The 21,287-nt window shown below is 74.3% G+C and carries 23 protein-coding genes; 11 read left to right on the top strand and 12 right to left on the bottom strand.

Features of this window, described 5'->3' with window-relative positions:
* Window positions 1-246 precede the first annotated feature (246 nt).
* On the top strand, window positions 247-594 hold the full coding sequence (locus K7640_RS20975) for an Lsr2 family protein (protein WP_222956573.1): 348 nt from the start codon (window positions 247-249) through the stop codon (window positions 592-594).
* Window positions 595-748: 154 nt separating this feature from the next.
* Here K7640_RS20975 and K7640_RS20970 read toward each other — a convergent pair whose 3' ends face one another.
* Entirely contained in the window at window positions 749-2,053 is a 1,305-nt protein-coding gene (locus tag K7640_RS20970; protein WP_222956572.1) for a hypothetical protein, read from the bottom strand.
* Window positions 2,054-2,321: 268 nt separating this feature from the next.
* On the bottom strand, window positions 2,322-3,191 hold the full coding sequence (locus K7640_RS20965) for a hypothetical protein (protein ID WP_222956571.1): 870 nt from the start codon (window positions 3,189-3,191) through the stop codon (window positions 2,322-2,324).
* 135 nt (window positions 3,192-3,326) lie between these two features.
* Between K7640_RS20965 and K7640_RS20960 the strand changes: the two genes are divergently transcribed.
* Together K7640_RS20960 and K7640_RS20955 are read left to right on the top strand one after the other, a co-directional pair.
* Complete coding sequence (locus tag K7640_RS20960) at window positions 3,327-4,439, top strand: DICT sensory domain-containing protein (protein ID WP_222956570.1); 1,113 nt, start codon at window positions 3,327-3,329, stop codon at window positions 4,437-4,439.
* A gap of 26 nt (window positions 4,440-4,465) precedes the next feature.
* Entirely contained in the window at window positions 4,466-5,182 is a 717-nt protein-coding gene (locus K7640_RS20955; RefSeq protein ID WP_222956569.1) for a helical backbone metal receptor, read from the top strand.
* Between the two features lie 25 nt (window positions 5,183-5,207).
* On the opposite strand, the gene K7640_RS20950 is transcribed toward K7640_RS20955, so the two are convergent.
* Window positions 5,208-5,906, bottom strand: coding sequence for a CBS domain-containing protein (locus K7640_RS20950; RefSeq protein WP_222956568.1), 699 nt, complete (start codon window positions 5,904-5,906; stop codon window positions 5,208-5,210).
* A gap of 216 nt (window positions 5,907-6,122) precedes the next feature.
* Here K7640_RS20950 and K7640_RS20945 point away from each other — a divergent pair, with 216 nt between their 5' ends.
* From K7640_RS20945 to K7640_RS20930, 4 genes are all read left to right on the top strand, one after another.
* Window positions 6,123-6,680: a DoxX family membrane protein gene (locus tag K7640_RS20945; protein WP_222956567.1), complete on the top strand. Its 558-nt coding sequence runs from the start codon at window positions 6,123-6,125 to the stop codon at window positions 6,678-6,680.
* Window positions 6,681-6,811: 131 nt separating this feature from the next.
* Entirely contained in the window at window positions 6,812-7,387 is a 576-nt protein-coding gene (locus tag K7640_RS20940; RefSeq protein WP_222956566.1) for a PadR family transcriptional regulator, read from the top strand.
* On the top strand, window positions 7,384-7,788 hold the full coding sequence (locus tag K7640_RS20935) for a hypothetical protein (protein ID WP_222956565.1): 405 nt from the start codon (window positions 7,384-7,386) through the stop codon (window positions 7,786-7,788). The genes K7640_RS20940 and K7640_RS20935 overlap by 4 nt, the downstream gene beginning before the upstream one ends.
* A 144-nt stretch (window positions 7,789-7,932) precedes the next feature.
* A complete protein-coding gene (locus K7640_RS20930) occupies window positions 7,933-8,310 on the top strand; it encodes an FKBP-type peptidyl-prolyl cis-trans isomerase (protein WP_222956591.1) in 378 nt (125 codons plus the stop codon).
* 43 nt (window positions 8,311-8,353) lie between these two features.
* Here K7640_RS20930 and K7640_RS20925 read toward each other — a convergent pair whose 3' ends face one another.
* Window positions 8,354-8,704 carry an STAS domain-containing protein gene (locus K7640_RS20925; protein ID WP_222956564.1) on the bottom strand — a complete coding sequence of 117 codons (351 nt, stop codon included), beginning with the start codon at window positions 8,702-8,704 and terminating at the stop codon, window positions 8,354-8,356.
* 197 nt (window positions 8,705-8,901) lie between these two features.
* On the opposite strand from K7640_RS20925, the gene K7640_RS20920 reads away from it, so the two are divergent.
* Window positions 8,902-9,936 carry an SMP-30/gluconolactonase/LRE family protein gene (locus tag K7640_RS20920; protein ID WP_222956563.1) on the top strand — a complete coding sequence of 345 codons (1,035 nt, stop codon included), beginning with the start codon at window positions 8,902-8,904 and terminating at the stop codon, window positions 9,934-9,936.
* A gap of 186 nt (window positions 9,937-10,122) precedes the next feature.
* On the opposite strand, the gene K7640_RS20915 is transcribed toward K7640_RS20920, so the two are convergent.
* The 5 genes from K7640_RS20915 to pdhA all read right to left on the bottom strand — a co-directional run bounded on the left by K7640_RS20915 (window position 10,123) and on the right by pdhA (window position 17,153).
* Window positions 10,123-11,382, bottom strand: a complete 1,260-nt coding sequence (locus K7640_RS20915) for an Ig-like domain-containing protein (RefSeq protein ID WP_222956562.1) — start codon at window positions 11,380-11,382, stop codon at window positions 10,123-10,125.
* A gap of 312 nt (window positions 11,383-11,694) precedes the next feature.
* Window positions 11,695-13,374: a right-handed parallel beta-helix repeat-containing protein gene (locus tag K7640_RS20910; protein ID WP_222956561.1), complete on the bottom strand. Its 1,680-nt coding sequence runs from the start codon at window positions 13,372-13,374 to the stop codon at window positions 11,695-11,697.
* Between the two features lie 121 nt (window positions 13,375-13,495).
* Window positions 13,496-14,902 (bottom strand): dihydrolipoamide acetyltransferase family protein, encoded by a 1,407-nt coding sequence (locus K7640_RS20905; RefSeq protein ID WP_222956590.1) that lies wholly within the window; start codon window positions 14,900-14,902, stop codon window positions 13,496-13,498.
* Between the two features lie 53 nt (window positions 14,903-14,955).
* Window positions 14,956-15,960: an alpha-ketoacid dehydrogenase subunit beta gene (locus tag K7640_RS20900; protein ID WP_222956560.1), complete on the bottom strand. Its 1,005-nt coding sequence runs from the start codon at window positions 15,958-15,960 to the stop codon at window positions 14,956-14,958.
* Window positions 15,960-17,153 (bottom strand): pyruvate dehydrogenase (acetyl-transferring) E1 component subunit alpha, encoded by a 1,194-nt coding sequence (pdhA, locus tag K7640_RS20895; protein WP_222956559.1) that lies wholly within the window; start codon window positions 17,151-17,153, stop codon window positions 15,960-15,962. Before pdhA ends, K7640_RS20900 begins: the two co-directional genes overlap by 1 nt.
* Before the next feature lie 106 nt (window positions 17,154-17,259).
* On the opposite strand from pdhA, the gene K7640_RS20890 reads away from it, so the two are divergent.
* Window positions 17,260-17,766: an Lrp/AsnC family transcriptional regulator gene (locus K7640_RS20890; RefSeq protein ID WP_222956558.1), complete on the top strand. Its 507-nt coding sequence runs from the start codon at window positions 17,260-17,262 to the stop codon at window positions 17,764-17,766.
* Between the two features lie 4 nt (window positions 17,767-17,770).
* On the opposite strand, the gene K7640_RS20885 is transcribed toward K7640_RS20890, so the two are convergent.
* From K7640_RS20885 to K7640_RS20875, 3 genes are all read right to left on the bottom strand, one after another.
* On the bottom strand, window positions 17,771-18,742 hold the full coding sequence (locus K7640_RS20885) for a DNA polymerase domain-containing protein (RefSeq protein ID WP_222956557.1): 972 nt from the start codon (window positions 18,740-18,742) through the stop codon (window positions 17,771-17,773).
* A gap of 52 nt (window positions 18,743-18,794) precedes the next feature.
* Window positions 18,795-19,121, bottom strand: a complete 327-nt coding sequence (locus K7640_RS20880) for a hypothetical protein (protein ID WP_222956556.1) — start codon at window positions 19,119-19,121, stop codon at window positions 18,795-18,797.
* Between the two features lie 141 nt (window positions 19,122-19,262).
* Entirely contained in the window at window positions 19,263-19,493 is a 231-nt protein-coding gene (locus tag K7640_RS20875; RefSeq protein ID WP_222956589.1) for a hypothetical protein, read from the bottom strand.
* A 131-nt stretch (window positions 19,494-19,624) separates the two neighbouring features.
* Between K7640_RS20875 and K7640_RS20870 the strand changes: the two genes are divergently transcribed.
* Complete coding sequence (locus tag K7640_RS20870) at window positions 19,625-20,356, top strand: histidine phosphatase family protein (RefSeq protein WP_222956555.1); 732 nt, start codon at window positions 19,625-19,627, stop codon at window positions 20,354-20,356.
* The gene (locus K7640_RS20865) at window positions 20,340-21,209 is read left to right on the top strand and encodes an NAD(P)H-hydrate dehydratase (protein WP_222956554.1); all 870 of its coding nucleotides are present in this window, start codon (window positions 20,340-20,342) and stop codon (window positions 21,207-21,209) included. Before K7640_RS20870 ends, K7640_RS20865 begins: the two co-directional genes overlap by 17 nt.
* The last annotated feature ends 78 nt before the right edge of the window (window positions 21,210-21,287 follow it).

Raw genomic sequence — 21,287 nt, 5'->3', positions numbered from 1 at the left:
CTCAAGTCACAAACCGTGCCCCGTTGTTCCGACATGTGATCCAGGACACGCCTCTCCGGCGGCGGGGGGCGGCGTCGGGCTCCCCCGCCGGCAAATGGGCGGCCCCGGTCGCGCCGATTGGCCACGGCGGTTTTCCCTCGACCGGCGGCACCGGGCGAATGGGAATTGGCGCGTAATGTTGCGATTATCCCGGCGCATACGTCAAACTCTTGGGCAGACCCCGCCCGACACGAGGAGTAATTGGCGATGGCAAGGAAGGTAATCACGGTTCTGACCGACGATCTGGACGGCGGAAAGGCCGATCGGACCGTCGAGTTCAGCCTGGACGGCGTGGCGTACACCATCGACGTCTCCGACGAGAACGCGGGGGTTCTGCGCAAGGCCCTGGACCCGTACATCTCCGCCGGCAGGCGCATCGGCCGCGGCCCGGCCGACGCTGGCCGGACAGCCCGCCGCCCCGGCCGCTCCACCGGCGCCGGAATGGACCGGGAGCAGAACCGGGCCATCCGGGAATGGGCCACGAAGAACGGCTACGAGATTTCCGAGCGGGGTCGGATCCCGGTCTCGGTCGTCGAGGCCTACAAGAACCGCTGAGGTTCCCACCAAGGTCACCTTCGGGCACGCCGGGGTCACGCTGGGAAAGCGGTGACCGCGGTGTGCCTTTTGCCGGGCGCAATTGTCCCGGCACGACGATACGGCCGGGCGCCCGGGGAAGATTTCCCCCGGGCGCCCGGCCGCGTACGTCGGCTCAGTTCACCTCGATGCGCACTACGTCGAAGGCCGGGGTCTGGTTCGCCCGCTCCATCATCGGGATGCGGTGCGAGCCGTCACCGGCCCACACCGCGCACTGCGCGGTGCCGGACTGGGGCAGACCGGGGATCTGGATGACGACGTCGTCCGCCTCGGCACCACCCCGCCCGTCCTCGGTCGCCACGAAGAACGCCGGCACGTCCTGCGGCGCCGGCGGCTCCCGGTCGCTCTGCAGCATCCGACAGGCGGTGTGGAAGTGGCCCCGCACCAGCCCCTGGTCGTTGAGCAGCGAGGTCTCCTGGTAGTAGCCGCCCTGGCCGGCGGCGAGGAACCGGTCCCGGACCAGGTTGCGGGTGGTCACCCGCAGGGTGAAGGCCTGGCCCTGCCCCACCTGCTGGGGGAATTCGGTGATGAGCAGCGACGGGTTGTTCGCCGCGGCGCCGACCTCACCGAAGGCGGTGCCCACGCACCGGTTGCCGTTCTGGAAGCCGTCGTGCGGCTGCAGCTGGCTGTTGGTGCAGTCCTTGGCCAGCACCTCCAGCCCGTTGCCGTTGCCGCCTCCGGTGTTGCCACCGCCGTTGTTGCCACCACCGGTGTTCCCACCGCCGGTGTCACCACCACCGGTGTTGCCACCGCCGGTGTCACCGCCACCGGTGTCACCGCCGCCGTTGTTGCCGCCGGTGTTACCGCTGTCGGCGAGCGCGCACTCGGCGAGCTGGTCCAGGCCCTGCGGGCGCTGGGCGACCCGGCCGATGGCGGTGGCGATGCGGTTCACCGTCGCCCGCCGCTTGTCCGCCAGCGGCCGCAGGACGGCGTTGACGATGAAGTCCTGACCGTTGCCGCCGTCGGCGGCCAGCCGCCGGTTCGCCTCCGCGATCTGCTGGCGCAGCAGGGCCAGGTTGCGGTCGACCTCCCGGCGGGCCCGGGCCGGCACCTCCGGCAGCGCCCCGGCGACGTCCGGGCAGGCGACGGTGGGCGTACCGCCGGCGGTGCCCCCGCCGGCCTTGGTGTCCTGGCACTCGGTCGCCGACATCTGGCCGTCGCCCCAGTGGTTGCGCACCCAGCGCCCGTCCTGCCAGGTCCGGGTGGTGCTGCCCCGACCGCTCGGCGCGGTCGCACCGGGGCTGGCCGCCACGCACGAGACCGGCTTCGCGCGAGTGCTCGCGGGCTGGTCATGGGCCGACGAGATCTGGGTGACAGCGACGATCCCGCCGAAGACCGCGAGCGTGCCGGCGGCGGCCAGCAGTCGCCGCTTGTTCCGCGCGTTACCGGATGGCCGGCGTGCCCGTGTGGACCTGCGCATCGAATTGCTCTCCTTCTCGATCCGGTAGTTGACTCGTGACCCCGCCGGAGGAGGCGAATTCGGGGTGTGGCACACCCCGGCGAGGTGCACGGCCGTTCCGGCCGCACGTCGATAACCGACGATGCCCTTTCCGCACCGCCGCCGCGCCTGTCGGCGCGACTGGAAAGATCTGCGTCCATTCGGGCAGGAGTACGGAGGGCGGCGGGCGAGGGTTCAACCGGAGTTCGCGGAATTTGCGAGCGGATTTCCGGCGCCGGAGCGGGCCCGGTCAGTCGGCGCAGAGGTGCGCGAAGGCGAAGCCGTTCACCAGTTCGTCGCCGCGGTCCCGCAGCGCGACGATCGCGGCACGCAGCTCGTCGCGGCCGGTCAGGTCGGGGTCCACCCCGGTCAGGTCGCGCAGCCGCTCGCCCACGGCGGCGGCCGCCAGGTCCTCGGCCAGCCGGGCGGCGTCCACCCCGCAGGAGAACCGCTGCTCGGTGACGCGTACCCGCTCCACCAGGCATCGGCCCGGGCGCACCTCGACCCAGCTCCAGCCCTCCGCCGGCCCGCCGCGCCAGCGCACGTGCAGGCCCCGCACGATCGGGTCGGTCAGCTCCCGGCCGACGTACGCCTGGACGGCCGCAACCCGGGCCAGCGCGCCCAGGTCGTTGACGTGCCCCTCGCGACCGTCGGGCAGCCGGCCGACGATGTCGCGGTAGCCCACCGGCGCGGTGTCCGCGTCCGCGACGTCGCCGTCGACGACCGCGGCGTACCGGCGGGCGTCGATCACGTAGTCGGCGATGCGGCGGCCGTGCTCGGCGGGGCGCAGCGTCGGCGACTCGATCCGCAGCAACGGCAGACCCACCGCCGCGCAGACCGCGTTCGTCGCGCGCTCGGCCCGCTGCCGCGGCGACCCGGCCGGCGCCGGCGGCACGACGGCCACCGCGAACGCCGGCAGCCCGGTACCGGCGTCGCAGACCACCTGGGCGAAGTCCTCCCGGATCGCGGAACTCCACTGGTGCCCGGTGATCCCCGGCGGGCGCCCGGTCACCAGGTCGCCCAGCCGGCGCCCGGCGTGCACCACCTGACCGGCCCGGGTCGGGGCCGGGCCGGCGGTGAGGGGACGCAGCCAGGCGTCGCTGCCGGTGCTCGTCGTCATCGCGGGATCCATCCGTGGGTCGGTCGGCCGGGCCCGAGTCTAGGTCGTCGATCATGCTGGTCGGTGCGCCGGTGCGGACCGCGCCCCGGGACCGGCGGAGGTGCGCCGCCCGCGGCGGTTATCTAGGCTCACCGGGTGCCGCACAGTGGACGGGACCCACGTCAGTCGACCAAGAGCAGCCTCGTCGCCGTCTCGCACGCCATCGAGGAGGCGGCGCTGGCCACCACCGAGGACGGCCCGCTGCTCGTCGTCGCGCTGTTCCAGCAGCCGCCCTACTTCGAACGGGCGCGCCCGCGATACGCCCGGATGGCGGGCACCGCCGCGGTGACCGTCGTCGGCATGGTCGGGCAGCTCCCGGCCGACCTGCCACCCGGCGTCACCGGCGTCGCGCTGGACGGGACGGACGACCTGGCCCGGGAGTGGAGCGTGGTGGCGCTGACGCCGCGCTTCGGGGCGGCCCTGGTGGCGTACGACCGGGGCGAGGTGGAACCGGCGCCGACCCTGGAGGCCGGCCGGCTCTTCGACGGCGGTTGGAGCTTCCGCCGGGACGAGGCGCTGCACGAGGCGCTGCGGCTGCGTGACCGGCTGGCCGACCGGCTGCCCGCCGCGGCGCTCGCCGGCTGGGACGCGGTGCTGCACCGGGTACGGGAGCTGCCCGCCACGCCCGGGGAGAGCCGGGCCGAGGCGGCGCTGCGGCTGATGGCCGGCCGGGCCGAACGCGCCCGCCGCCGGCCGGCGGCGCCGGGGGCGGAGTCGTCGGCCGAGGACCGGCCGGCGCTGTTGGACGAGCCCGCGATGCGCCGCTGGACGGTCGCCGACGGGGTCACCGCCTCGGGCACCCTGTCCGTCGCCCTGATCGGCGTGCGGGTGGCGGAGCCGGCGGGCACCCCGGAGCGTTTCGGCCGGCGCAGCGTGGCCCGGGAGACCCAGGCGGTGATCGCGTCGCTGACCTCGGTGCTGCGGCCGGTGGACCGGGCGGTGCGCCTCTCCGAACAGGACTACCTGCTGATCCTGCCGGCGTTGACCGAGGAGCAGGCGGTGGCGGTGGCCGGCCGGGTGCACGAGTCGCTCGCCGGTCTGGCCCGGTCGTACCCGTTCGTGGCGTACGCGGTGCACGCGGCGGTGACGGTCACCGATCGGCGGCCGTTGCCGCTGGCCGAGGTGCGGCACGCCGTCGAGTGGGCGGCCCGCGAAGGGGTGCCGGTGGCCACCCTGGCCGGGCAGACCGCCGCGGCCGGCCGGGCCTGACCCGGCGGGCCGGAGAGGAGGTACGGGTGCGGGTCGTGTCGTTGGTGCCGTCGCTCACCGAGGCGGTGGCGGTGACCCTGCCCGGCGTGCTGGTCGGCGCCACCGACTGGTGCACCCACCCGGCCGGGCTGGACGTGGCCCGGGTCGGCGGCAGCAAGTACCCGGACCTGGACCGGGTCCGGGCGCTGCGGCCCGACCTGGTGCTGCTGAACGTGGAGGAGAACCGCCGGGAGGACGCGGACGCCCTCGCCGCCGCCGGCGTGCCCGTGCGGGTCACCTACCCGCGTACGGTGCCGGCGGCCCTGGACGAACTCGCCGGCCTGCTCGCCGACCTCGGCGCGTCTGGCGAGCCGGCGTGGCTGGCCGCCGCCCGCCGGGCCTGGGCCGCGCCGCCCGCCCTGCCCGGGGCACGCACGGCGGTGGTGCCGGTCTGGCGCCGGCCGTGGGTGGTGCTGGGCGCGGACACCTTCGCCGGGGACGTGCTGGGCCGTCTCGGGGTGGCCAACAGCTACGCCGACCACGCCGAGCGCTACCCCCGACCGAGCCTGGACGAACTGCGCCGACGGCGGCCCGAGCTGGTCGTGCTGCCGGACGAGCCGTACCGGTTCACCGCCGACGACGGGCCGGAGGCGTTTCCCGGCGTCCCGTGCGCGCTGGTCTCCGGCCGGCACCTCACCTGGTACGGGCCGAGCCTCGCCGAGGCGCCCGCCGTGCTGGGCGCCGCGCTGGCCCGGGCCCGCTGAGCCGGTCCGGGACCGCCGGGCGGGCTCAGGCGACCGGGGTGGCCGGGCCGGGCGGCAGCTCGACCAGGGCGGTGTCGTCCACGTCGTACCCGATCCGGTTGACCACCTGGACCACCCCGCCGACCTGCGCCGCCAGCCGGCCGGCCAGCTCCGCCGCGGTACGCCGGTCCAGCCGGCCGTCCAGGGTGACCAGCCCGTCGCGCACCTGCACGGTGACCAACCCGTCCCGCACCGCCAGCACCTGGCGCAGCACCTCCTGCACCACGTCCTCGCGGATCTCCGCGTCGGTGCGCAGGTGCACCCGGAGCAGGTCGCCGCGGGTGACGATGCCGGCCAGCCGGCCGAGGTCGTCCACCACCGGCAGCCGCTTGACCGCCTCCCGGTCCAACTGCCGGGCCGCGGCCGGCAGCGACGCCCCGGGCACCGTGGTGACCGCCGGCGCGGTCATCAGGTCCCGGGCCACCAGCCCGGCGGCCTTCTCCCGCGCGGTACGCCGCCGGCGCCCCTCGAAGACCCGCCGCTCCTCCGGCCGTCCGGCGCGCTCGACCTTGTGCAGCAGGTCCACCTCGGACACCACGCCCAGCACCCGCCGGAACCCGTCCACCACCGGCACCCCGCTGACGCCCCGGCGGATCAGCACGTCGACGATCTCCCGGTACGGCGTCTCCTCGCCCACCGTCGCGACGTCCCTGGTCATCACGTCGCCCACCTGCCACGTCCTCATCACGGCCTCCTCGCCGAGTTCCCACCGACGACGCTACGGACGCACCGGGTGCCCCGGTCAGAGGCGGCGGACCGCCGTCGCCCGGCCGACCGGACCGGTCGGATCGGGGTCGAAGGTCCCGGGCCGGCAGGGCCCGGTCGGCCCTGCCCGCCCGGCACCGGCGGGCGTGCAATGGAGTTGCCACCGGGAAGCGCGGTGCGAGGCACAGGAAAGGACGTGGAGACCATGACCGCGACAATCGAGCGGACCACCGCCGACAACATCGCTCCGGCGGCCGAGACCACCCGTGAGAAGGCCACCCGGTACGTCTTCGCCGGGCTCCGGATCGCGCTGGGCTGGATCTTCCTCTGGGCGTTCGTCGACAAGCTGTTCGGCCTGGGGCACGCCACCCCGGCGAAGAACGCCTGGCTCAACGGGGGCAGCCCGACCAAGGGCTTCCTCGCCTTCGGCACCGCCGGCCCGTTCGAGGGCTTCTACCACGGCATCGCCGGTGCGGCCTGGGCGGACTGGCTGTTCATGCTGGGCCTGCTGGGCATCGGCGTGGCCCTGATCCTCGGCATCGGGATGCGGATCGCCGCGGTCACCGGCGGTCTCCTGCTGGTCATGATGTGGACGGCCGTGCTGCCCCCCGAGAACAACCCGTTCATGGACGACCACCTGATCTACGCGGGTCTGCTGGCCGCGCTGGCCCTGGTCGGCGCCGGGAACACCCTCGGCCTGGGCCGGGCGTGGGCGAAGCTCCCGATCGTCACGCGGCTCCCCTGGCTCCGCTGAACACCTCCCCCGAGGCGGGCGTCACCGACAGGTGGCGCCCGCCTCGCACGTGCCGGCTCCCGGACGGGTTGCCCCGTGCGGGCTCTCTCTGGTAGATATATCTGCCAGATATGGGCGGAGGGTGGGTTGCCATGGCGGGCGCGCGGGGGAGCCAGACCGAGATGGCCGTGCTGGGTGCGCTGAGCATCGAGCCGATGACCGGCTACGCGCTGCGGGAAGCGATCCGCGACGTGCTGGGGCACTTCTGGAGCGAGAGCTTCGGCCAGATCTATCCGACGTTGGCCACGCTGGAACGCCACGGCCACGTGACCCGAGGTGGTTCCACCCGGGCCGGCTCGTCGCTGTTCGCCATCACAACGTCCGGCACCGAACGGCTACGGGACCTGCTCCGGCAGCCCGTCCAGGCCACTCCGCCGCGAAACGGCCTGCTCCTGCGCCTGTTCTTCGGCCGCAGCCTCGGGGTCGAGGCGTGCCGCGCGCTCATCGCGCAGGCCAGAGTCGATGCCCAACGCCGGCTGGACGAGTTCGACGCGATCGCCGCGCAGGTGGCCGGCGAAACGCAACACTCGGACGACATGCTGTTCTGGCTGCTCACCGTCTCCGCCGGCCGGCACAGCGCGCGGGCCACCCTCGCCTGGGCGGACGAGAGCCTGGCCGTGCTGGACGCCGCGCCGCCCGCCCCCGCAGACCGGAACGAGACCGGATGAGGGCGATCATGCACATCCTGCCGCCCGAGCGCGCCGCCCTCGCCGCTGCCGCCGCCTGCGCCGGCATCGCACTGTTCCAGCTCGTGCTCGCCGTGGGCGCCCCGCTCGGCCGGGCGGCCTGGGGCGGCACGATCTCCGGGCGGCTGCCGGCCAGGTTCCGCGCGGCAAGCGTCCTCGCCATGCTCGTCTGGTCGTTCGCCGCGTTGGTGGTGCTGGCCCGGGTCGGTCTCGGACCGATGCCGCCGGCCGCCTGGACCACATGGGCCACCTGGGTCCTGTTCGGACTGCTGGTGCTCGGGGCGCTGATGAACGTCGCCTCCCGCAGCCCGTGGGAACGGTACTTCTGGGGCCCCTACGCCCTCGTCCTCGCCGGGCTGGCACTCGTCGTGGCCGGTAGCTGATCGCGCTGTGCCGCCTGCCCCCTCGCAGGCCCGGCACGTCCACCCGCGCGTGTCCACCGGGACCGGCGGGTATCGGCGCCGCGCTATCCGGCAGGATCGACTGCGGACCGCAGACATCACCGAGGTGGGAGAGCGCGCATGAACATGCCACAGGCAGGTAAGCCGGAGGTCGGCCCGATCGAGGGCGCCCCGCCGGCCGAACTGGTCGTCGAGGACCTCACCGTCGGCGACGGCCCCGAGGCCCAGCCGGGCCAGCTGGCCACGGTGCACTACGTCGGGGTCTCCCACTCCACCGGCGGCGAGTTCGACTCCTCGTGGAACCGGGGCGAGCCGTTCGCCTTCCCGCTCGGCGGCGGCCAGGTCATCGCCGGCTGGGACCAGGGCGTGGTCGGCATGCGGGTCGGCGGCCGGCGGAAGCTGACCATCCCGCCGCACCTGGGCTACGGGGCCCGGGGCGCGGGTGGCGTGATCAAGCCGAACGAGACCCTGGTCTTCGTCGTCGACCTGCTCGACGTCGGCTGACCCGCCGACGGCAGCCACCGATCGCACGCCGGTCGGCCCGGCGTCACGCCGCGAGCGCCACCTCGCCCGGCCCGCAGGTGCGGATCTCCAGCACCCGGTGCAGGCCGGTGGTGCGCAGCACCCGCTGCACGGTGGGCGTCGGGTCGACCAGCACCAGCTCGCCGCCGCGCGCCCGCACCCGCAGGTGGGCGGCGACCACCGCGCGGATCCCGGCGGCGGAGAGCAGCGGGACCCGGGCCAGGTGCAGCCGGAGCACCGGCCGGGCCGGAGCCGCCCAGAGCGCGGCGCGCAGCGCCCCGACGGTGGCGATGTCGACCTCGCCGACGGCCCACACGTCGACGGCCCCGTCCCCCACGCTGACGGTGACCTCGAAGCGGTCGCTGTGCTGCTCCATGCCCCGAATCTATCCCCTGCCACCGACAATTCCGGCCGGCTGAGACGCCCGTCTCCGGGAAGGTCCAGGGTCGCCCCCCAGACGCCTCGGGGCGCACCCCGACACCGGCCCGGCCGCGCGCCTCGGGAACGCGACACGCCCGGCCCGGGACCCGTCGCCGGTCCGCACCGGCCGGGTCGCCGGGCCAGAATGAGCGGATGGCCGTGCCCCGCCCCCGTACGCCCCGCCCCCGCGCTCCCCGGCTGATCCGGCCGGTCCGCGAGCCGGCCACCGTGCCTCCGCCGCTGGACGGGCCGTGGGCGCCGGACGACCGCCGGCTCGACGCGGCCGACACGTTCCCGCTGCCGGACGGCGCGCACGGGCCGGAGGACGTGCTGGTGCACCCGGACGGCCGGGTGATCAGCGGCGACGAGGACGGCCGGCTGTGGTGGTGGCCGGCCGACGCCGAACCGGGCACCCGGCCCCGGCTGCTGGCCGAGACCGACGGCCGGCCGCTCGGCATCGAGTTGGACCCGACCGACGGCACCCTGGTCATCTGCGACGCGTACCAGGGCCTGCTGCGGGTCACGCCCGACGGGGCGGTACGCCGGCTCAGCGGGGCCGGGTCGCCGGTGCACCTGGCCGACAACGCCACGGTCGCGCCGGACGGGACGATCTACTTCACCGACAGCAGCGACCGGTTCCCCGTCGAGCACTGGCGGCGGGACCTGCTGGAGCACCGCCCCAACGGCAAGGTGCTCGCCTACCAGCCGGACTCCGGGCGCACCGAGGTGGTGGTGGCCGGGCTGTACTTCCCCAACGGCATCGCCCTCACCCCGGACGGCGCCGCGCTGCTGGTCGCCGAGACCGCCACCCACCGGCTGCTGCGGGTCGGCCTGCCCGACGGCGCGGTGACCGTGCTGGCGGATCTGCCTGCGTACCCGGACAATCTCGCGGCGGTGGGCGACGGGACGTACTGGATCGCCCTGCCCAGCCCACGCCGGGCGATCGTGGAGCGGCTCCTGCCGCACCCGCGGGTCCGCCAGCTGGTGGCGCTGCTGCCGACCGCCGCGCAGCCCCGCCCAGCCCGGTACGGCCTGGTCGCGCTGGTCGACGGCGACGGTCGGGTGCTGCGCACCCTGCACGGCCCGGCCGGGCGGTACCCGATGATCACCGGGGTACGGCAGCATCGCGACCAGCTCTGGCTGGGCAGCCTCACCGGGTCGGGGATCGCCCGGGTCCCACTGGGCTGACCCGCGCCACCCAGCCCGACGCCAGCGGCCACCAGCCCGACCCGGGGGCGGGTCAGGCCGAGTTGCGGCATCCCGGCCCATCCCGGGACGGGTCCGCGGAGAGCGAGGCGGGGCGGGAACGGCGCGGCCGGCCCGGTGCCGGTGGGCGCCGAGCCGGCCGGTTCGCGGCCGTTCCTCCCTGTGCCGTCAGCCGCCACTGCCCGACGGGGCCGGTTCCGGCGAGCCGCCGGCCACCGCACCGGGGTGCGGCGTGGTCGGGGTGGGCGAGGGCTTCAGCCCGGCGGGCACCGGCAGCGCGCTGCCCTTGGCGAACTCGTCCCAGCTGACGTTCCAGGCCGTCCAGCCGTTGCCCGGCCGCAGCGGCACCTCGGTGCCCTCGACCTCGATGAGGTCGCCGACCTGCGTGACGCCCATCAGCCAGTCCGCCGCCGCGGAGGAGACGTTGGCGCAGCCGTGCGACACGTTGGTGTAGCCCTGATCCCCCTCCGACCAGGGCGCGGCGTGGATGAACTCGCCGCCCCAGGTGTACCGCTGGGCGTCCTCCACGTCGACGACGTAGCCGCCGTCGGGTTCGCCGCGGGTGTCGAAGGTGGTCTGCTGGTGCTTCTCCATGATCACCATCTTGCCGCTGGAGCTGGGCGTGCTCGGCTTGCCGAGGCTGACCGGGATCTTGCGGGTCAGCTTGCCGTCCTGGTAGACCGACATCTGCTTGGTGGCGTTGTCGATCTTCAGGTTGACCTGCCGGCCGATCTTCGAGGTCGAGCTCCGGTCGCTGTCGCCGACGTACTCCTTGCCGATCGGCAGCCCTTCCAGGGCGGACCGGACACTGATCTTCGTGCCCGGGCGCCAGAAGTCCGGGGCCCGGTAGTAGACCTGGGTGCCGTCCTCCAGCCACGACCAGGTGCCCGGCTGCGGCGGGTCGGTCTTCACGAACAAACGTCGTTGCACCGCCGCCCTGGCCTCTTTGGGAATTGCCGGCTCGAAGGCGACGGTTACCGGCATCGCCGTTCCGTACGTCTGATTTCCGGCGAAATAGAGGACGCTGGTGATCGCCTGTTTGTCGGATTTCTTGGCGGTGGTGAACGTGGTGGCGCGGGTGGCGGTCCGCCCCTTCGCCCCGGTGGCCGTCACCTCCGCGGTGTACGTACGCCCGTTCTGCAGCGGCTTGCTCGGCACCCAGCTCGACCCGTCCTCGCGGGGCGCGCCGGCCACCTGCCCGCCCTTGTCGTCGGTGAGCTTCACCGAGGTGATCCGGCCGTGCTGGACCGAGGTTCCCACCTCGGCGCTGATCGGGACGTCGCGGGTCTTGTCGGCCGGCGTGACGGTGACCGCGACCGCCTGGTCCCGGGCCTCGGCCCGGTCGGCCGCCTTTCGTTGCGCGGTGCATCCCGTCGGCACCATGACGACGACCGCCGCGAGCAGTCCCACCCCTCGCCTCAAATTCATCACGCGCTCCCCGTTCCGGCTGCATTCCCGCCCATTGTGAGCAGCTCACCGAACTGCGTATGCGCACTTCCGAGAATTGCCCGAAGTCGGCCGCCGCTATTTCAGTAATTGCTCGACAATGGGGTCCGAATGCACTTTGCGCCCGCCTGCTGCCGTCCCGGCCCTCGTCGTCCCCGGCCGAGGCCGATCGGCCGCGCTCGCCCCGGGGCGACCCCGATCAGCCGCTCGGGACCGGTCCGGGTCCACCTCGCCCGCTCCGGTGCCGGCCGCCCCGTTCCGACCGGATCCGGCGAGCCCGGACGACCACCGGCCTCAGTCCCGCGCCTCGTCGCCGTGGTTGCGTTCCCACCGGCCGCCCACCGGCGGGGTGTCCAGCCGGATCGGCGCCTCGGCGTTGCCGGCGAGGTCGTTCTCCTCCACCCGGCAGGACACGCAACTGCCGTGCTCGGTGACCCAGATCCCGTGGGTCTGGGTCTGCGGCTCGTGGCTGTCCCAGATCCGGTTGGCCCGGATGGTGGCGGCGTCCAGGGCGGCGTCGACGGTGATGCCGGCCCGGACGTCCGGCGCCGCGGGCAGCTCGTACGGGGTGCCCGGCGCCGGGGTGTCCGCGCTCCACGCGGTGAAGGCACCCGGTCGGTTGGGGGCCAGGTGCAGGTCGGTCGAGTCGTTGGCCGCCACCACCGCCACCCGCTCGCCCACCCGGAGCACCTTGCCGCGATGCTCGTCGTGTTGCCAGGTCGCGCGGCGGTCGACGGCGGTCTTCTCGCTGTACCGGACCGAATCCCCGCCACCCCGGCTGCCGGTGCCGCACTGGCGTCCGTTGGCCCGGATCCGGTTGTTGGTGATCAGCGCGTCCCGGATGGGCCGGTCGAGCCGGATGGCGTCCAGGCTGTTGCCGTAGAAGTCGTTGCCGTCGATGACGATCTCCCGGGCGCACTCCTGCTGCTCACCACCCAGGCTGCGCTGGTGGTAGCCGTACCGGCCGTTGCCGCTGATCCGGTTGCCCCGGATGGTGTACGGGCCGGGTGTGTTGCCGATGCTGATCCCGTCGCGCAGGTTGCCGTCGATGACGCAGTCGCTGAGGATGCCGCCCCGACCGGCCGTGCTGGTGGTGCCCTTGGCGGAGACGTGGAAGCCGGCCTCCACGTTCCCGGTCATCGTGCAGGCCGACACGATCAGCCCGTTGGCCCCCCAGTCGGAGACGCCGAACCGGTTGCCCTCGGCGTGGCAGCCGATCACCCGCAGGCCCCGGGGGCGCAGCGCGCCCTCCACCTGCAACTCGAAGAAGATGCCGTTGGTGGCGTTGCCGACGGCCGAGCAGTTGACCACGTTGGCCCGCTCGACGCTGCCCCACCCGCCCACGCCGATGCCGATGCCCGCGCCGCCCATCTCGGTGCCGTTGTCCAGCCGGCCGCAGCCGACCACCAGCACCCCGTCGATCAGGCAGTCCTGGAGGAAGTCGCAGCCCAGGCCGGTGGCGGCGGTGTGGTGAATGTAGAGGTTGCGGAACACGCCGCGCACGACGTACTGCAGGCCCAGTCCCTTGGCGAGCGGGTTGTACTCGGCCATCGCCACCCCGGAGCCGTCGATCTCGAAGTCGGCGAAGGTGCAGTATTCCAGGTGGCGCTGCGGGTCGGCGTCGTGCAGCGCGGCGGTGTAGAACGCCAGCGGGGTGGGGTCGGCGCGGTTGCCCGCGTTGCTGAGCAGGAACCGGGTCGCGCCGGGACCGGCGCCGACCAGCGACACCCCGGCCCGCCACACCGTGCCCGCGTCCCGGATCGAGTAGACGCCGGGCGGGCAGTAGATCACCCGCGCCCGCCCGTCCGCCGCGTACGCGTCGCCGAGACGGTCCACCAGCGCGGCGAGCGCCGGCTGGTCGTTGGTGGTGCCGTCCCCGGCGAGGCCGTGTTCGAGCGCGTTGCACAGCAGCGGCGCGCCGGCCACCGGATGGGTGCTTCCCCTGCCCGGGGCGGCGATGTGCGGGAACGTCATCGCCCTCCTCCCCCTGCGACCGGGCCAGCGTTCCCGCTCGGGGCCGGAAGAAACTCCCGGCGCCACGACCGCGGCCCCGGCACCGGAGGGTGGGCGGTGCCGGGGCCGGGGGCGTGGCGGGTCAGACGTTCGCCACCAGCAGTGCCGGTTGCTCGACGCAGTCGGCGACGTGCCGCAGGAAACCGCCGGCCACGCCGCCGTCGCAGACCCGGTGGTCGAAGGTGAGGCTGAGCTGGGTCACCTTGCGCACCGCGAGTTGCCCGTCGACCACCCACGGCTTGTCCACGATCCGGCCCACCCCGAGCAGCGCCGCCTCCGGGTGGTTGATGATCGGGGTGGAACCGTCCACACCGAACACCCCGTAGTTGTTCAGCGTGAAGGTGCCGCCGTTGAGCCGGGCCGGCGGCAGGGTGCCGGCGCGGGCCGCCGCCGTGGTGTCGGTGAGCGCGGCGGCGAGTTCCCGGGTGGTGAGCCGCTGCGCGTCGCGCAGCACCGGCACCAGCAGGCCCCGGTCGGTCTGCGCGGCGATGCCCAGGTGCACCCCGGCGGACTGGACGATCCGCTGACCCTCGGTGTCCACCTGCGCGTTGAGCTGGGGGAACCTCCGCAGCCCACTGAGACAGATCCGGGCCAGCAGGGCCAGGATGCTCACCGGCTGGTCGGGGGTGGCCGCGTTGATGGCGGCCCGGGTCGCCAACAGCCCGGTCGCGTCGACGTCCACCCAGATGGTCACCTCCGGGATCTCCCGGCGGCTGCGGGACAGCTTGTCCGCGATCACCTTGCGGATGCCGGTGAGCGGGATGACGGTGTCGCCGGCCGGGGCGAGCCCGACGTGCGCCGCCGGGGCGTCGGGCACCGCGGTGAGCCGCGGGGCGGGCGCGCTCAGCGCCGCCTCCACGTCGGCGCGGCGGATCACGCCGCCGGGCCCGGTGCCGGTCAGCGACCCCAGGTCGACGCCGCGCTCCTTCGCCAGCCGCCGGACGATCGGCGAGATGACCAGCGGCGCGCCGCCGGCCGGCCCGGACGCCGCGTCGGTGGCCGTCGGTGCGCCGGCCACCGGGGCGGACCCGTCGGTGTCCGGCTTGGCCGGCGCCGCACCGGCCGCGCCGTCGGCCCCGACGCCCGCCGAGGGTTCCGGCGCCACAGCCAGCCGGGGCCGGCGGCGGCGCCGGCCCGCGCCGCCGTGGCCGGTGCCGTAGCCGATGAGGACGTTGCCGGAACCGGCCCGTTCCTCCTCGCGGTAGGTGGCGTGCGGGTCGTCGCCGTCCGCGTCCAGCGGCGCGATGGTGATCAGTGGCTGGCCGACCGGGCGGACCTCACCGGCCGCGCCGTGCAGGGCCACCACCCGCCCGGCGTACGGGCAGGGCACGTCGACGACGGCCTTGGCGGTCTCCACCTCGACCACGGTCTGGTCCACGGTGACCACGTCGCCCACGGCGACCCGCCACTCGACGATCTCCGCCTCGCTCAACCCCTCGCCCAGGTCCGGCAGGAGGAAGTCGCGGTTCCCGACAGCGCTGGCGCTCATGCCGTGCTGACCGGGCATGCCCGCACGGCCCTCGCTGCGCTCGGTGCGTGCGCTCATGCCGCCACCCACCGGCTGTCGGGCTGGTCGTCCCACTGGAGTCGGGCCACCGTGTCGAGCACCCGGTCGACCGAGGGCAGGTGGGTGTGCTCCAGCATCGGCGCCGGGTACGGGATGTCCAGGCCGGACACCCGCAGCACCGGGGCGTGCAGGGCGTGGAAGCAGCGCTCCTGCACCCGGGCGGCGATCTCCGCGCCGACCCCGGCGAAGCCCTGCGCCTCCTGGATCACCACGCACCGGCCGGTCCGGCGGACCGAGGCGGTGACGGTGGCGTCGTCGAACGGCACGATGCTGCGGACATCGACGACCTCCAGGTCCCAGCCCTCCTCGCGGGCGGCCTCGGCGGCCTCCAACGCGACCGGCACGGCCGGGCCGTACGCGACCAGGGTGGCGTCGGTGCCGGCCCGGCGCACCACGGCCTTGCCGAACGGCGCGGTACGCGCCGGCAGCTCCGCCTCGGCGCTGGAGAAGTAGAGCTTCTTCGGCTCCATGAACACGACCGGGTCCGGGTCCTCGATCGCCTCGCGCAGCAGCGAGTACGCGTCGTCGACGGTGGCCGGGGTGACCACCTTCAGGCCCGGGGTGTGCGCGTAGTACGCCTCGGACGAGTCGCAGTGGTGCTCGACGCCACCGATGCCGCCGGCGTACGGCACCCGGATCACGATCGGCACGCTGAGCGCGCCGCGGGTGCGGTTGCGCAGCTTCGCCACGTGCGAGGCGATCTGCTCGAAGGCGGGGTAGCCGAAGGCGTCGAACTGCATCTCGACCACCGGCCGCAACCCGGTCATCGCCAGGCCGACGGCGAAGCCGACGATGCCGGACTCGGCCAGCGGGGTGTCGAAGCAGCGCTTGTCGCCGAACCGGGCCTGGAGCCCGTCGGTGATCCGGAAGACGCCACCGAGCTGCCCGACGTCCTCACCGAAGACGAGCACCCGCTCGTCGTCGGCCATCGCGTCGGCCAGCGCCGCGTTGAGCGCCTTCGCCATGGTGGTGGTGGCCATCAGCGCGCACCCTCCTGGTCGGAGTCGGCGGCCAGCTCCGCGCGGACCTGCTCGCGCTGCTCGACCAGCTGCGGGGTGGGCTCGGCGTAGACGTGGTCGAACAGGCTCATCGGGTCGACGGCCGGCTTGTCGTGCATCCGCTCCCGCAGGTCGGCCGCGTACGCCTCGGCCTGCTCGGCGATCGCCGCCACGGCGGCGTCGTCCAGCTCGCCGCGCTCGCGCAGGTACGTCTCCAGCCGGGCGACCGGGTCCCGGTCGCGCCAGGCGTCCACCTCGGCGCCGTCGCGGTACCGGGTGGCGTCGTCGGCGTTGGTGTGCGCCTCCATCCGGTAGGTGTGCGCCTCGATGAGGAACGGTCCCCGGCCGGACCGGGCGTGCTGCACCGCGCGGGTGAGCACAGCCAGCACGGCGACCGGGTCGTTGCCGTCGACCTGCTCGCTGGGCACGCCGTAGCCGACGCCCTTGTAGGCCAGGCTCGGCGCGGCGGTCTGCCGGGACAGCGGGACGCTGATCGCGTACTTGTTGTTCTGCACGAAGAAAACCACCGGGGCCTTGAACACGGCCGCGAAGTTGAGCCCCTCGTGGAAGTCGCCCTCGCTGGTGGCGCCGTCACCGATGAAGGCCAGCGCGACGGTGTCCCGCCCCTGGTACGCCTCGCCGTAGGCCAGCCCGGCGGCGTGCACGCACTGGGTCGCGAGGGGGGTGCACTGCGGCGCGGTGCGCATCGCGGCCGGGTCGTAGCCGCAGTGCCAGTCGCCGCGCAGCAGGGTGAGCACCTCGACCGGGTCGATGCCCCGGGCGGTCAGCGCCATCGACTCGCGGTAGGTCGGGAAGACCCAGTCGCCCTCGCGCAGGGCGAGGACCGCGCCGACCTGGCAGGCCTCCTGGCCGCGCGAGGACGGGTAGACGGCGAGCTTGCCCTGCTTGGTCAGGGCGGTGGCCTGGATGTCGAAGCGCCGACCGACCACCATCCGGCGGTACAGCTCGCGCAGCTCCGCCACGGGCGGCTCCGGGTAGTCGTCCCGGGCCGGCAGCGGGGTGCCGCTCGGGTCGAGCAGGCGGACCGGCTCGGTGGCCGGTAGCAGCCCGGCGGACGGGTCGGCGACGGGCGCGGCGGCGGTGGCCACCGGCGCGTCGGCCGGGCGGCGGGAGCGCGGGGATGCCCTGCGGACCGCCTGGGGTGTGGTCGTCACGACAAGGACCTCCTGGACGTGTGGTGACCCTTATGCTCCTGCTGTCGGATGATTGACTCAAGATCCAGGATGAACGTGGGACGAATGGCATCCGGAAGGGGGCGGGATGAGCCAGGAGACCGGCCCGGAGGCGGGCCTGCCGGCCGGAGCGGGACGTTCGGCCGGACCGCTGGACGAGGTGGACCGGCGGATCCTCGCCGAGCTGGTCCAGGACGGCCGGCTGTCGATCCGTACCCTCGCCGAGCGGGTGCACGTCTCCCGCACCAACGCGTACGCCCGGGTCGAGCGGCTGCTGCGCGAGGGCGTCATCACCGGATTCCGCGCCCAGGTCGCGCCCGAGCCGGCCGGGCTGGGCACCTCGGCGTACATCGCGCTGACCATCGAGCAGAACACCTGGCGCGAGGTGTCCGAGGAGCTGGCCCGGGTGCGTTACGTCGAGCACGTGGCGCTGCTCAGCGGCGAGCACGACGTGCTGGCGCTGGTCCGGGCGCCGGACAACGCCACCCTGCGCAACGTGGTGCTGGAGCGGGTGCAGAGCATCGCCGGGGTGCTGTCGACGCGCACCTGGCTGGTGTTCGAGGAGTTCGGCGGCGCGCGGAGCCCCTGGGAATAGGCGCTCAGCGTTCCGGCGGCGCGGCCAGCCCCTCCCGGTCGGCGAGCTCCAGCAGCGGCTCCAGCGAGAACCGCCGCTCGTCCAGCCCGGCGTGCGGGTCGCCCCGCTCGGCGAACCGGGCCGGCATGCTCAGCACGTCGAAGTCCTCCGGCCGGGCGTCGTCCAGCTCCGCCCACTCCAGCGGCGCCGAGACCAGCGCCGCCGGCGTCGGCCGGATCGAGTACGCCGAGGTCATCGTGTGGTCCCGGGCCATCTGGTTGTAGTCGACGAAGACCGGCCGGTCCCGCTGCTCCCGCCACCAGGTGGTGGTGACCAGCTCCGGCAGCCGGCGCTGCATCTGGCGGCCCAGCGCCAGCATCGCCCGCCGGCACTCGCCGAAGCTCCACCGCGGCTCGATCGAGAGGTAGACGTGGATGCCCCGGCCGCCGGTGGTCTTCGGGTAGCCGGTCAGCCCCAGCTCGTCGAGGAACGCGCGCACCTCGTGCGCCACCGGCACCACCTGGGCGAAGTCCACCCCCGGCATCGGGTCGAGGTCGATGCGCAGCTGGTCGGGGCGCTCCACGTCGGCGGCGGACACCGGCCACGGGTGGAACCGCAGCGTGCCCAGGTTGGCCGCCCAGATCACCACCGCCAGCTCGCTGGGGGCCACCTCGTCGGCGGTCCGGCCGCTGGGAAAGGTGATGTGCGCGGTGCGCACCCAGTCGGGCGCGCCGGCCGGCAGCCGCTTCTGGTAGAACGCGTCACCCTTGTTGGTCTGCCGGGTGGCGATCGTGGCGCCCTCGAAGACGCCGCGCGGCCAGCGCTCCAGCATGGTCGGCCGGTCGCGCAGCGCGCGCAGGATGCCGTCCCCGACCGCCAGGAAGTAGCGGACCACGTCCAGCTTGGTCAGGCCGCGCTCGGGAAAATAGGGCTTGTCGGGGCTGGAGACGCGCACCACCCGCTCCCCCACCCGGATCTCCTCGGCCGGTGTCGCCACGCCTCACACGGTAGCGGTCGCGGGGCCGACCGGTGGGCCGACGCGGGCGCGGTCAGCCGGCCAGCAGGACGCCGACCACCAGCAGCGGGACGGAGACGAACAGGAATATCCCGATGCCGGTGAGCACCCGCCCGCCGCCGGCGTCCTCCCGCTCCGGCGCCAGGCCGAAGGTGGTCCGCGCGTCCAGCATGCCGATCCGGCTCAGCGTCAGGTCACCGGTGATCGCCAGCAGCAGCGCGACCACCACCAGCGCGATGCCGAAGCGGTGGACGAATCCGCCACCGGAGACGGCCACCCAGACCCCGACGCAGAGCGCGGCGAGCGCCGCCGTGACGACAATCAACACCAGGGCTTCCCGCAGCCCGCGCAGCACGGTCATCGACCGTCACCTCCCCGTCGGTACGGCCGGCGCCGGCCGTACCGACATGGTGCACCCGGCGCGCCCGCCGCCGCTGCCCCGCAGCCGCGCACACGACGGTGACCGGACGGGGATCTTCCCGCCCGGTCACCGTCGTCCGGCTCAGCCGTTTTCCTGCATGATCCGGTCCTTCAGCAACTGCTTGCCCTGCTCGCCCGCCTTGCGGTTGTTCTCCTGGATCTTGCGGAACCAGGTGGCGAGTTCCGAGTCGCCCCGCGCGTCCGCGTCGGCGATGTACGTCTCCAGTTGCCAGATGTGCTGAAGTGACATCTGCACCGCGTGGATCAGGTCGTAGTTCTTGTCCTTCACCGGGCTGGCCGGCTCCCTGACCATCGTGGCCACGGCACACCTCCCCCATGTCGCTGTCGTGGCGCCCCGCGCTTACCCGCCGGCGCCCCGTTCACGCCCGGCCGTGGCCCGGACCGGGCGGTTACCGGCCCGCCCGCCCGGGTACGGGTGGCCGCATGGCGGAACTGGCAGCCCTCTGGATCGTCCGGCACGGCGAGAGCACGGCGAACGTGGCGGCGACCGCGGCCGAGCAGTCCGGCGCCGAGCTGATCGAGCTGACCCACCGGGACGCCGACGTGCCGCTGTCGGCCACCGGTGAGGAGCAGGCCCGGGCCACCGGCCGCTGGCTGGCCGGCCTGCCCGAGGCGCGCCGGCCGGACCTGGCGGTGGTGTCGCCGTACCTGCGGGCGGTGCGCACCGCCGAGTTGGCGCTCGCGGGCACCGGCGTGCCGGCCAGCCTCGACGAGCGGCTGCGCGACCGGGAGCTGGGCATCCTCGACGGCGTCACCGGGCACGGGGTGCGCCGGCGCTTCCCGGACGAGGCGACCCGCCGGGCCCGGCTGGGCAAGTTCTACTACCGGCCGCCGGGCGGCGAGTCCTGGACGGACGTGGCCCTGCGGCTGCGCGCCCTCCTGGCCGACCTGCGCCGCGACCACGCCGGTCAGCGGGTGCTGCTGTTCGGCCACGACGCGCTGGTCTTCCTGCTCCGCTATCTGGTGGAGGGGCTGACCGAGGCGGAGCTGATGGCGCTGACCCGGGAGCACGTGATCGCCAACTGTTCGGTGACCGGCTGGTCGGCGGCCCCCGACGGCCGGCTGGTCACGGAGATCTTCAACGACGTCGGCCACCTGCACCAGCAGGGCGCCACGCCGACCAGGGAGGACGAGGTCCATGCCGAACCGGTCTGAACCGCAGGTGATCACCCCGGCGCTGCTGCGCGACTGGGCGCTGCCCGTACCCTCCGGGGGCAAGGACGCCCGGGGCACGGTGCTGGTGGTCGGCGGTTCCCGGTTCACCCCGGGGGCGGTGCTGCTGGCCGGGGTGGCCGCGCTGCGGGCGGGTGCGGGTGTGCTCCAGTTGGCCGCCGCCGAGTCGACTGCCGCGGCGCTGAGCATCCAGGTGCCGGAGGCGCTGGTCGTGGGCCTGCCGGAGACCCCGACCGGGGCGGTCGCCGGGCAGGCCGGTGACCGGCTGGGCGAGCTGGCCGGGGAGGCGACGGTGGTGGCGGTCGGCCCGGGCCTCAACGACATCGACGAGACCCGGCGGCTGCTGCGGCTGATCCTCGACGCGACCGGCCCGGAGACCGCGCTGGTCCTCGACGCGTACGCGCTGGGGGCGCTGAGCCACACGCCCGACCTGCTGGTCGGCTCCGGCCGGCCGGCGGTGCTCACCCCGAACCTGACCGAGGCCCGGCACCTGCTCGACCGGGAGCCCGGCGACGACCTGGACGCGGAGGCCGCCGAGCTGGCCCGCCGCTACGACGCGGTGGTGTCGTTGTACGGCCACATCGCCACCCCGGACGGGCAGGGCTGGCGGGAGGAGAGCGGCGACGCCGGGCTGGGCACCTCCGGCAGCGGCGACGTCCGGGCCGGGCTGCTGGCCGGGCTGCTGTCCCGGGGCGTGCCGCCGGCCCAGGCCGCCTGCTGGGCCGCGTTCGCCCACGCGGTGAGCGGCCAGCGGCTGGTCCCCCGGTACGGCCGGATCGGCTTCCTGGCCCGCGAGCTGCTGGACGAGATCCCGCACACGCTCGCCACCGTATGACGGACGTTCGTCAACCTTTCGACTGTGTGTAACACCACAGACGGTCCCTACGCTGAACCTCCCGAGAGCGTGCGACCT

The organism is Micromonospora sp. PLK6-60, from assembly GCF_019890675.1.
Taxonomy (GTDB): Bacteria; Actinomycetota; Actinomycetes; order Mycobacteriales; family Micromonosporaceae; genus Micromonospora.
This window is presented reverse-complemented; position numbering and strand designations above follow the sequence as displayed.

Bases quoted from the DNA above. Each gene is read 5' to 3' on its own strand.
- K7640_RS20920 (WP_222956563.1), top strand. From the start codon at position 8,902: ATGGCCGTGCCCCGCCCCCGTACGCCCCGCCCCCGCGCTCCCCGGCTG.
- K7640_RS20910 (WP_222956561.1), bottom strand. From the start codon at position 13,374: ATGACGTTCCCGCACATCGCCGCCCCGGGCAGGGGAAGCACCCATCCG.
- K7640_RS20890 (WP_222956558.1), top strand. From the start codon at position 17,260: ATGAGCCAGGAGACCGGCCCGGAGGCGGGCCTGCCGGCCGGAGCGGGA.
- K7640_RS20915 (WP_222956562.1), bottom strand. From the start codon at position 11,382: ATGAATTTGAGGCGAGGGGTGGGACTGCTCGCGGCGGTCGTCGTCATG.
- K7640_RS20940 (WP_222956566.1), top strand. From the start codon at position 6,812: ATGGCGGGCGCGCGGGGGAGCCAGACCGAGATGGCCGTGCTGGGTGCG.
- K7640_RS20875 (WP_222956589.1), bottom strand. From the start codon at position 19,493: ATGGTCAGGGAGCCGGCCAGCCCGGTGAAGGACAAGAACTACGACCTG.
- K7640_RS20905 (WP_222956590.1), bottom strand. From the start codon at position 14,902: ATGAGCGCCAGCGCTGTCGGGAACCGCGACTTCCTCCTGCCGGACCTG.
- K7640_RS20880 (WP_222956556.1), bottom strand. From the start codon at position 19,121: ATGACCGTGCTGCGCGGGCTGCGGGAAGCCCTGGTGTTGATTGTCGTC.
- K7640_RS20930 (WP_222956591.1), top strand. From the start codon at position 7,933: ATGCCACAGGCAGGTAAGCCGGAGGTCGGCCCGATCGAGGGCGCCCCG.
- K7640_RS20970 (WP_222956572.1), bottom strand. From the start codon at position 2,053: ATGCGCAGGTCCACACGGGCACGCCGGCCATCCGGTAACGCGCGGAAC.
- K7640_RS20865 (WP_222956554.1), top strand. From the start codon at position 20,340: ATGCCGAACCGGTCTGAACCGCAGGTGATCACCCCGGCGCTGCTGCGC.
- K7640_RS20950 (WP_222956568.1), bottom strand. From the start codon at position 5,906: ATGAGGACGTGGCAGGTGGGCGACGTGATGACCAGGGACGTCGCGACG.
- K7640_RS20870 (WP_222956555.1), top strand. From the start codon at position 19,625: ATGGCGGAACTGGCAGCCCTCTGGATCGTCCGGCACGGCGAGAGCACG.
- K7640_RS20935 (WP_222956565.1), top strand. From the start codon at position 7,384: ATGAGGGCGATCATGCACATCCTGCCGCCCGAGCGCGCCGCCCTCGCC.
- K7640_RS20975 (WP_222956573.1), top strand. From the start codon at position 247: ATGGCAAGGAAGGTAATCACGGTTCTGACCGACGATCTGGACGGCGGA.
- K7640_RS20965 (WP_222956571.1), bottom strand. From the start codon at position 3,191: ATGACGACGAGCACCGGCAGCGACGCCTGGCTGCGTCCCCTCACCGCC.
- K7640_RS20900 (WP_222956560.1), bottom strand. From the start codon at position 15,960: ATGGCCACCACCACCATGGCGAAGGCGCTCAACGCGGCGCTGGCCGAC.
- K7640_RS20925 (WP_222956564.1), bottom strand. From the start codon at position 8,704: ATGGAGCAGCACAGCGACCGCTTCGAGGTCACCGTCAGCGTGGGGGAC.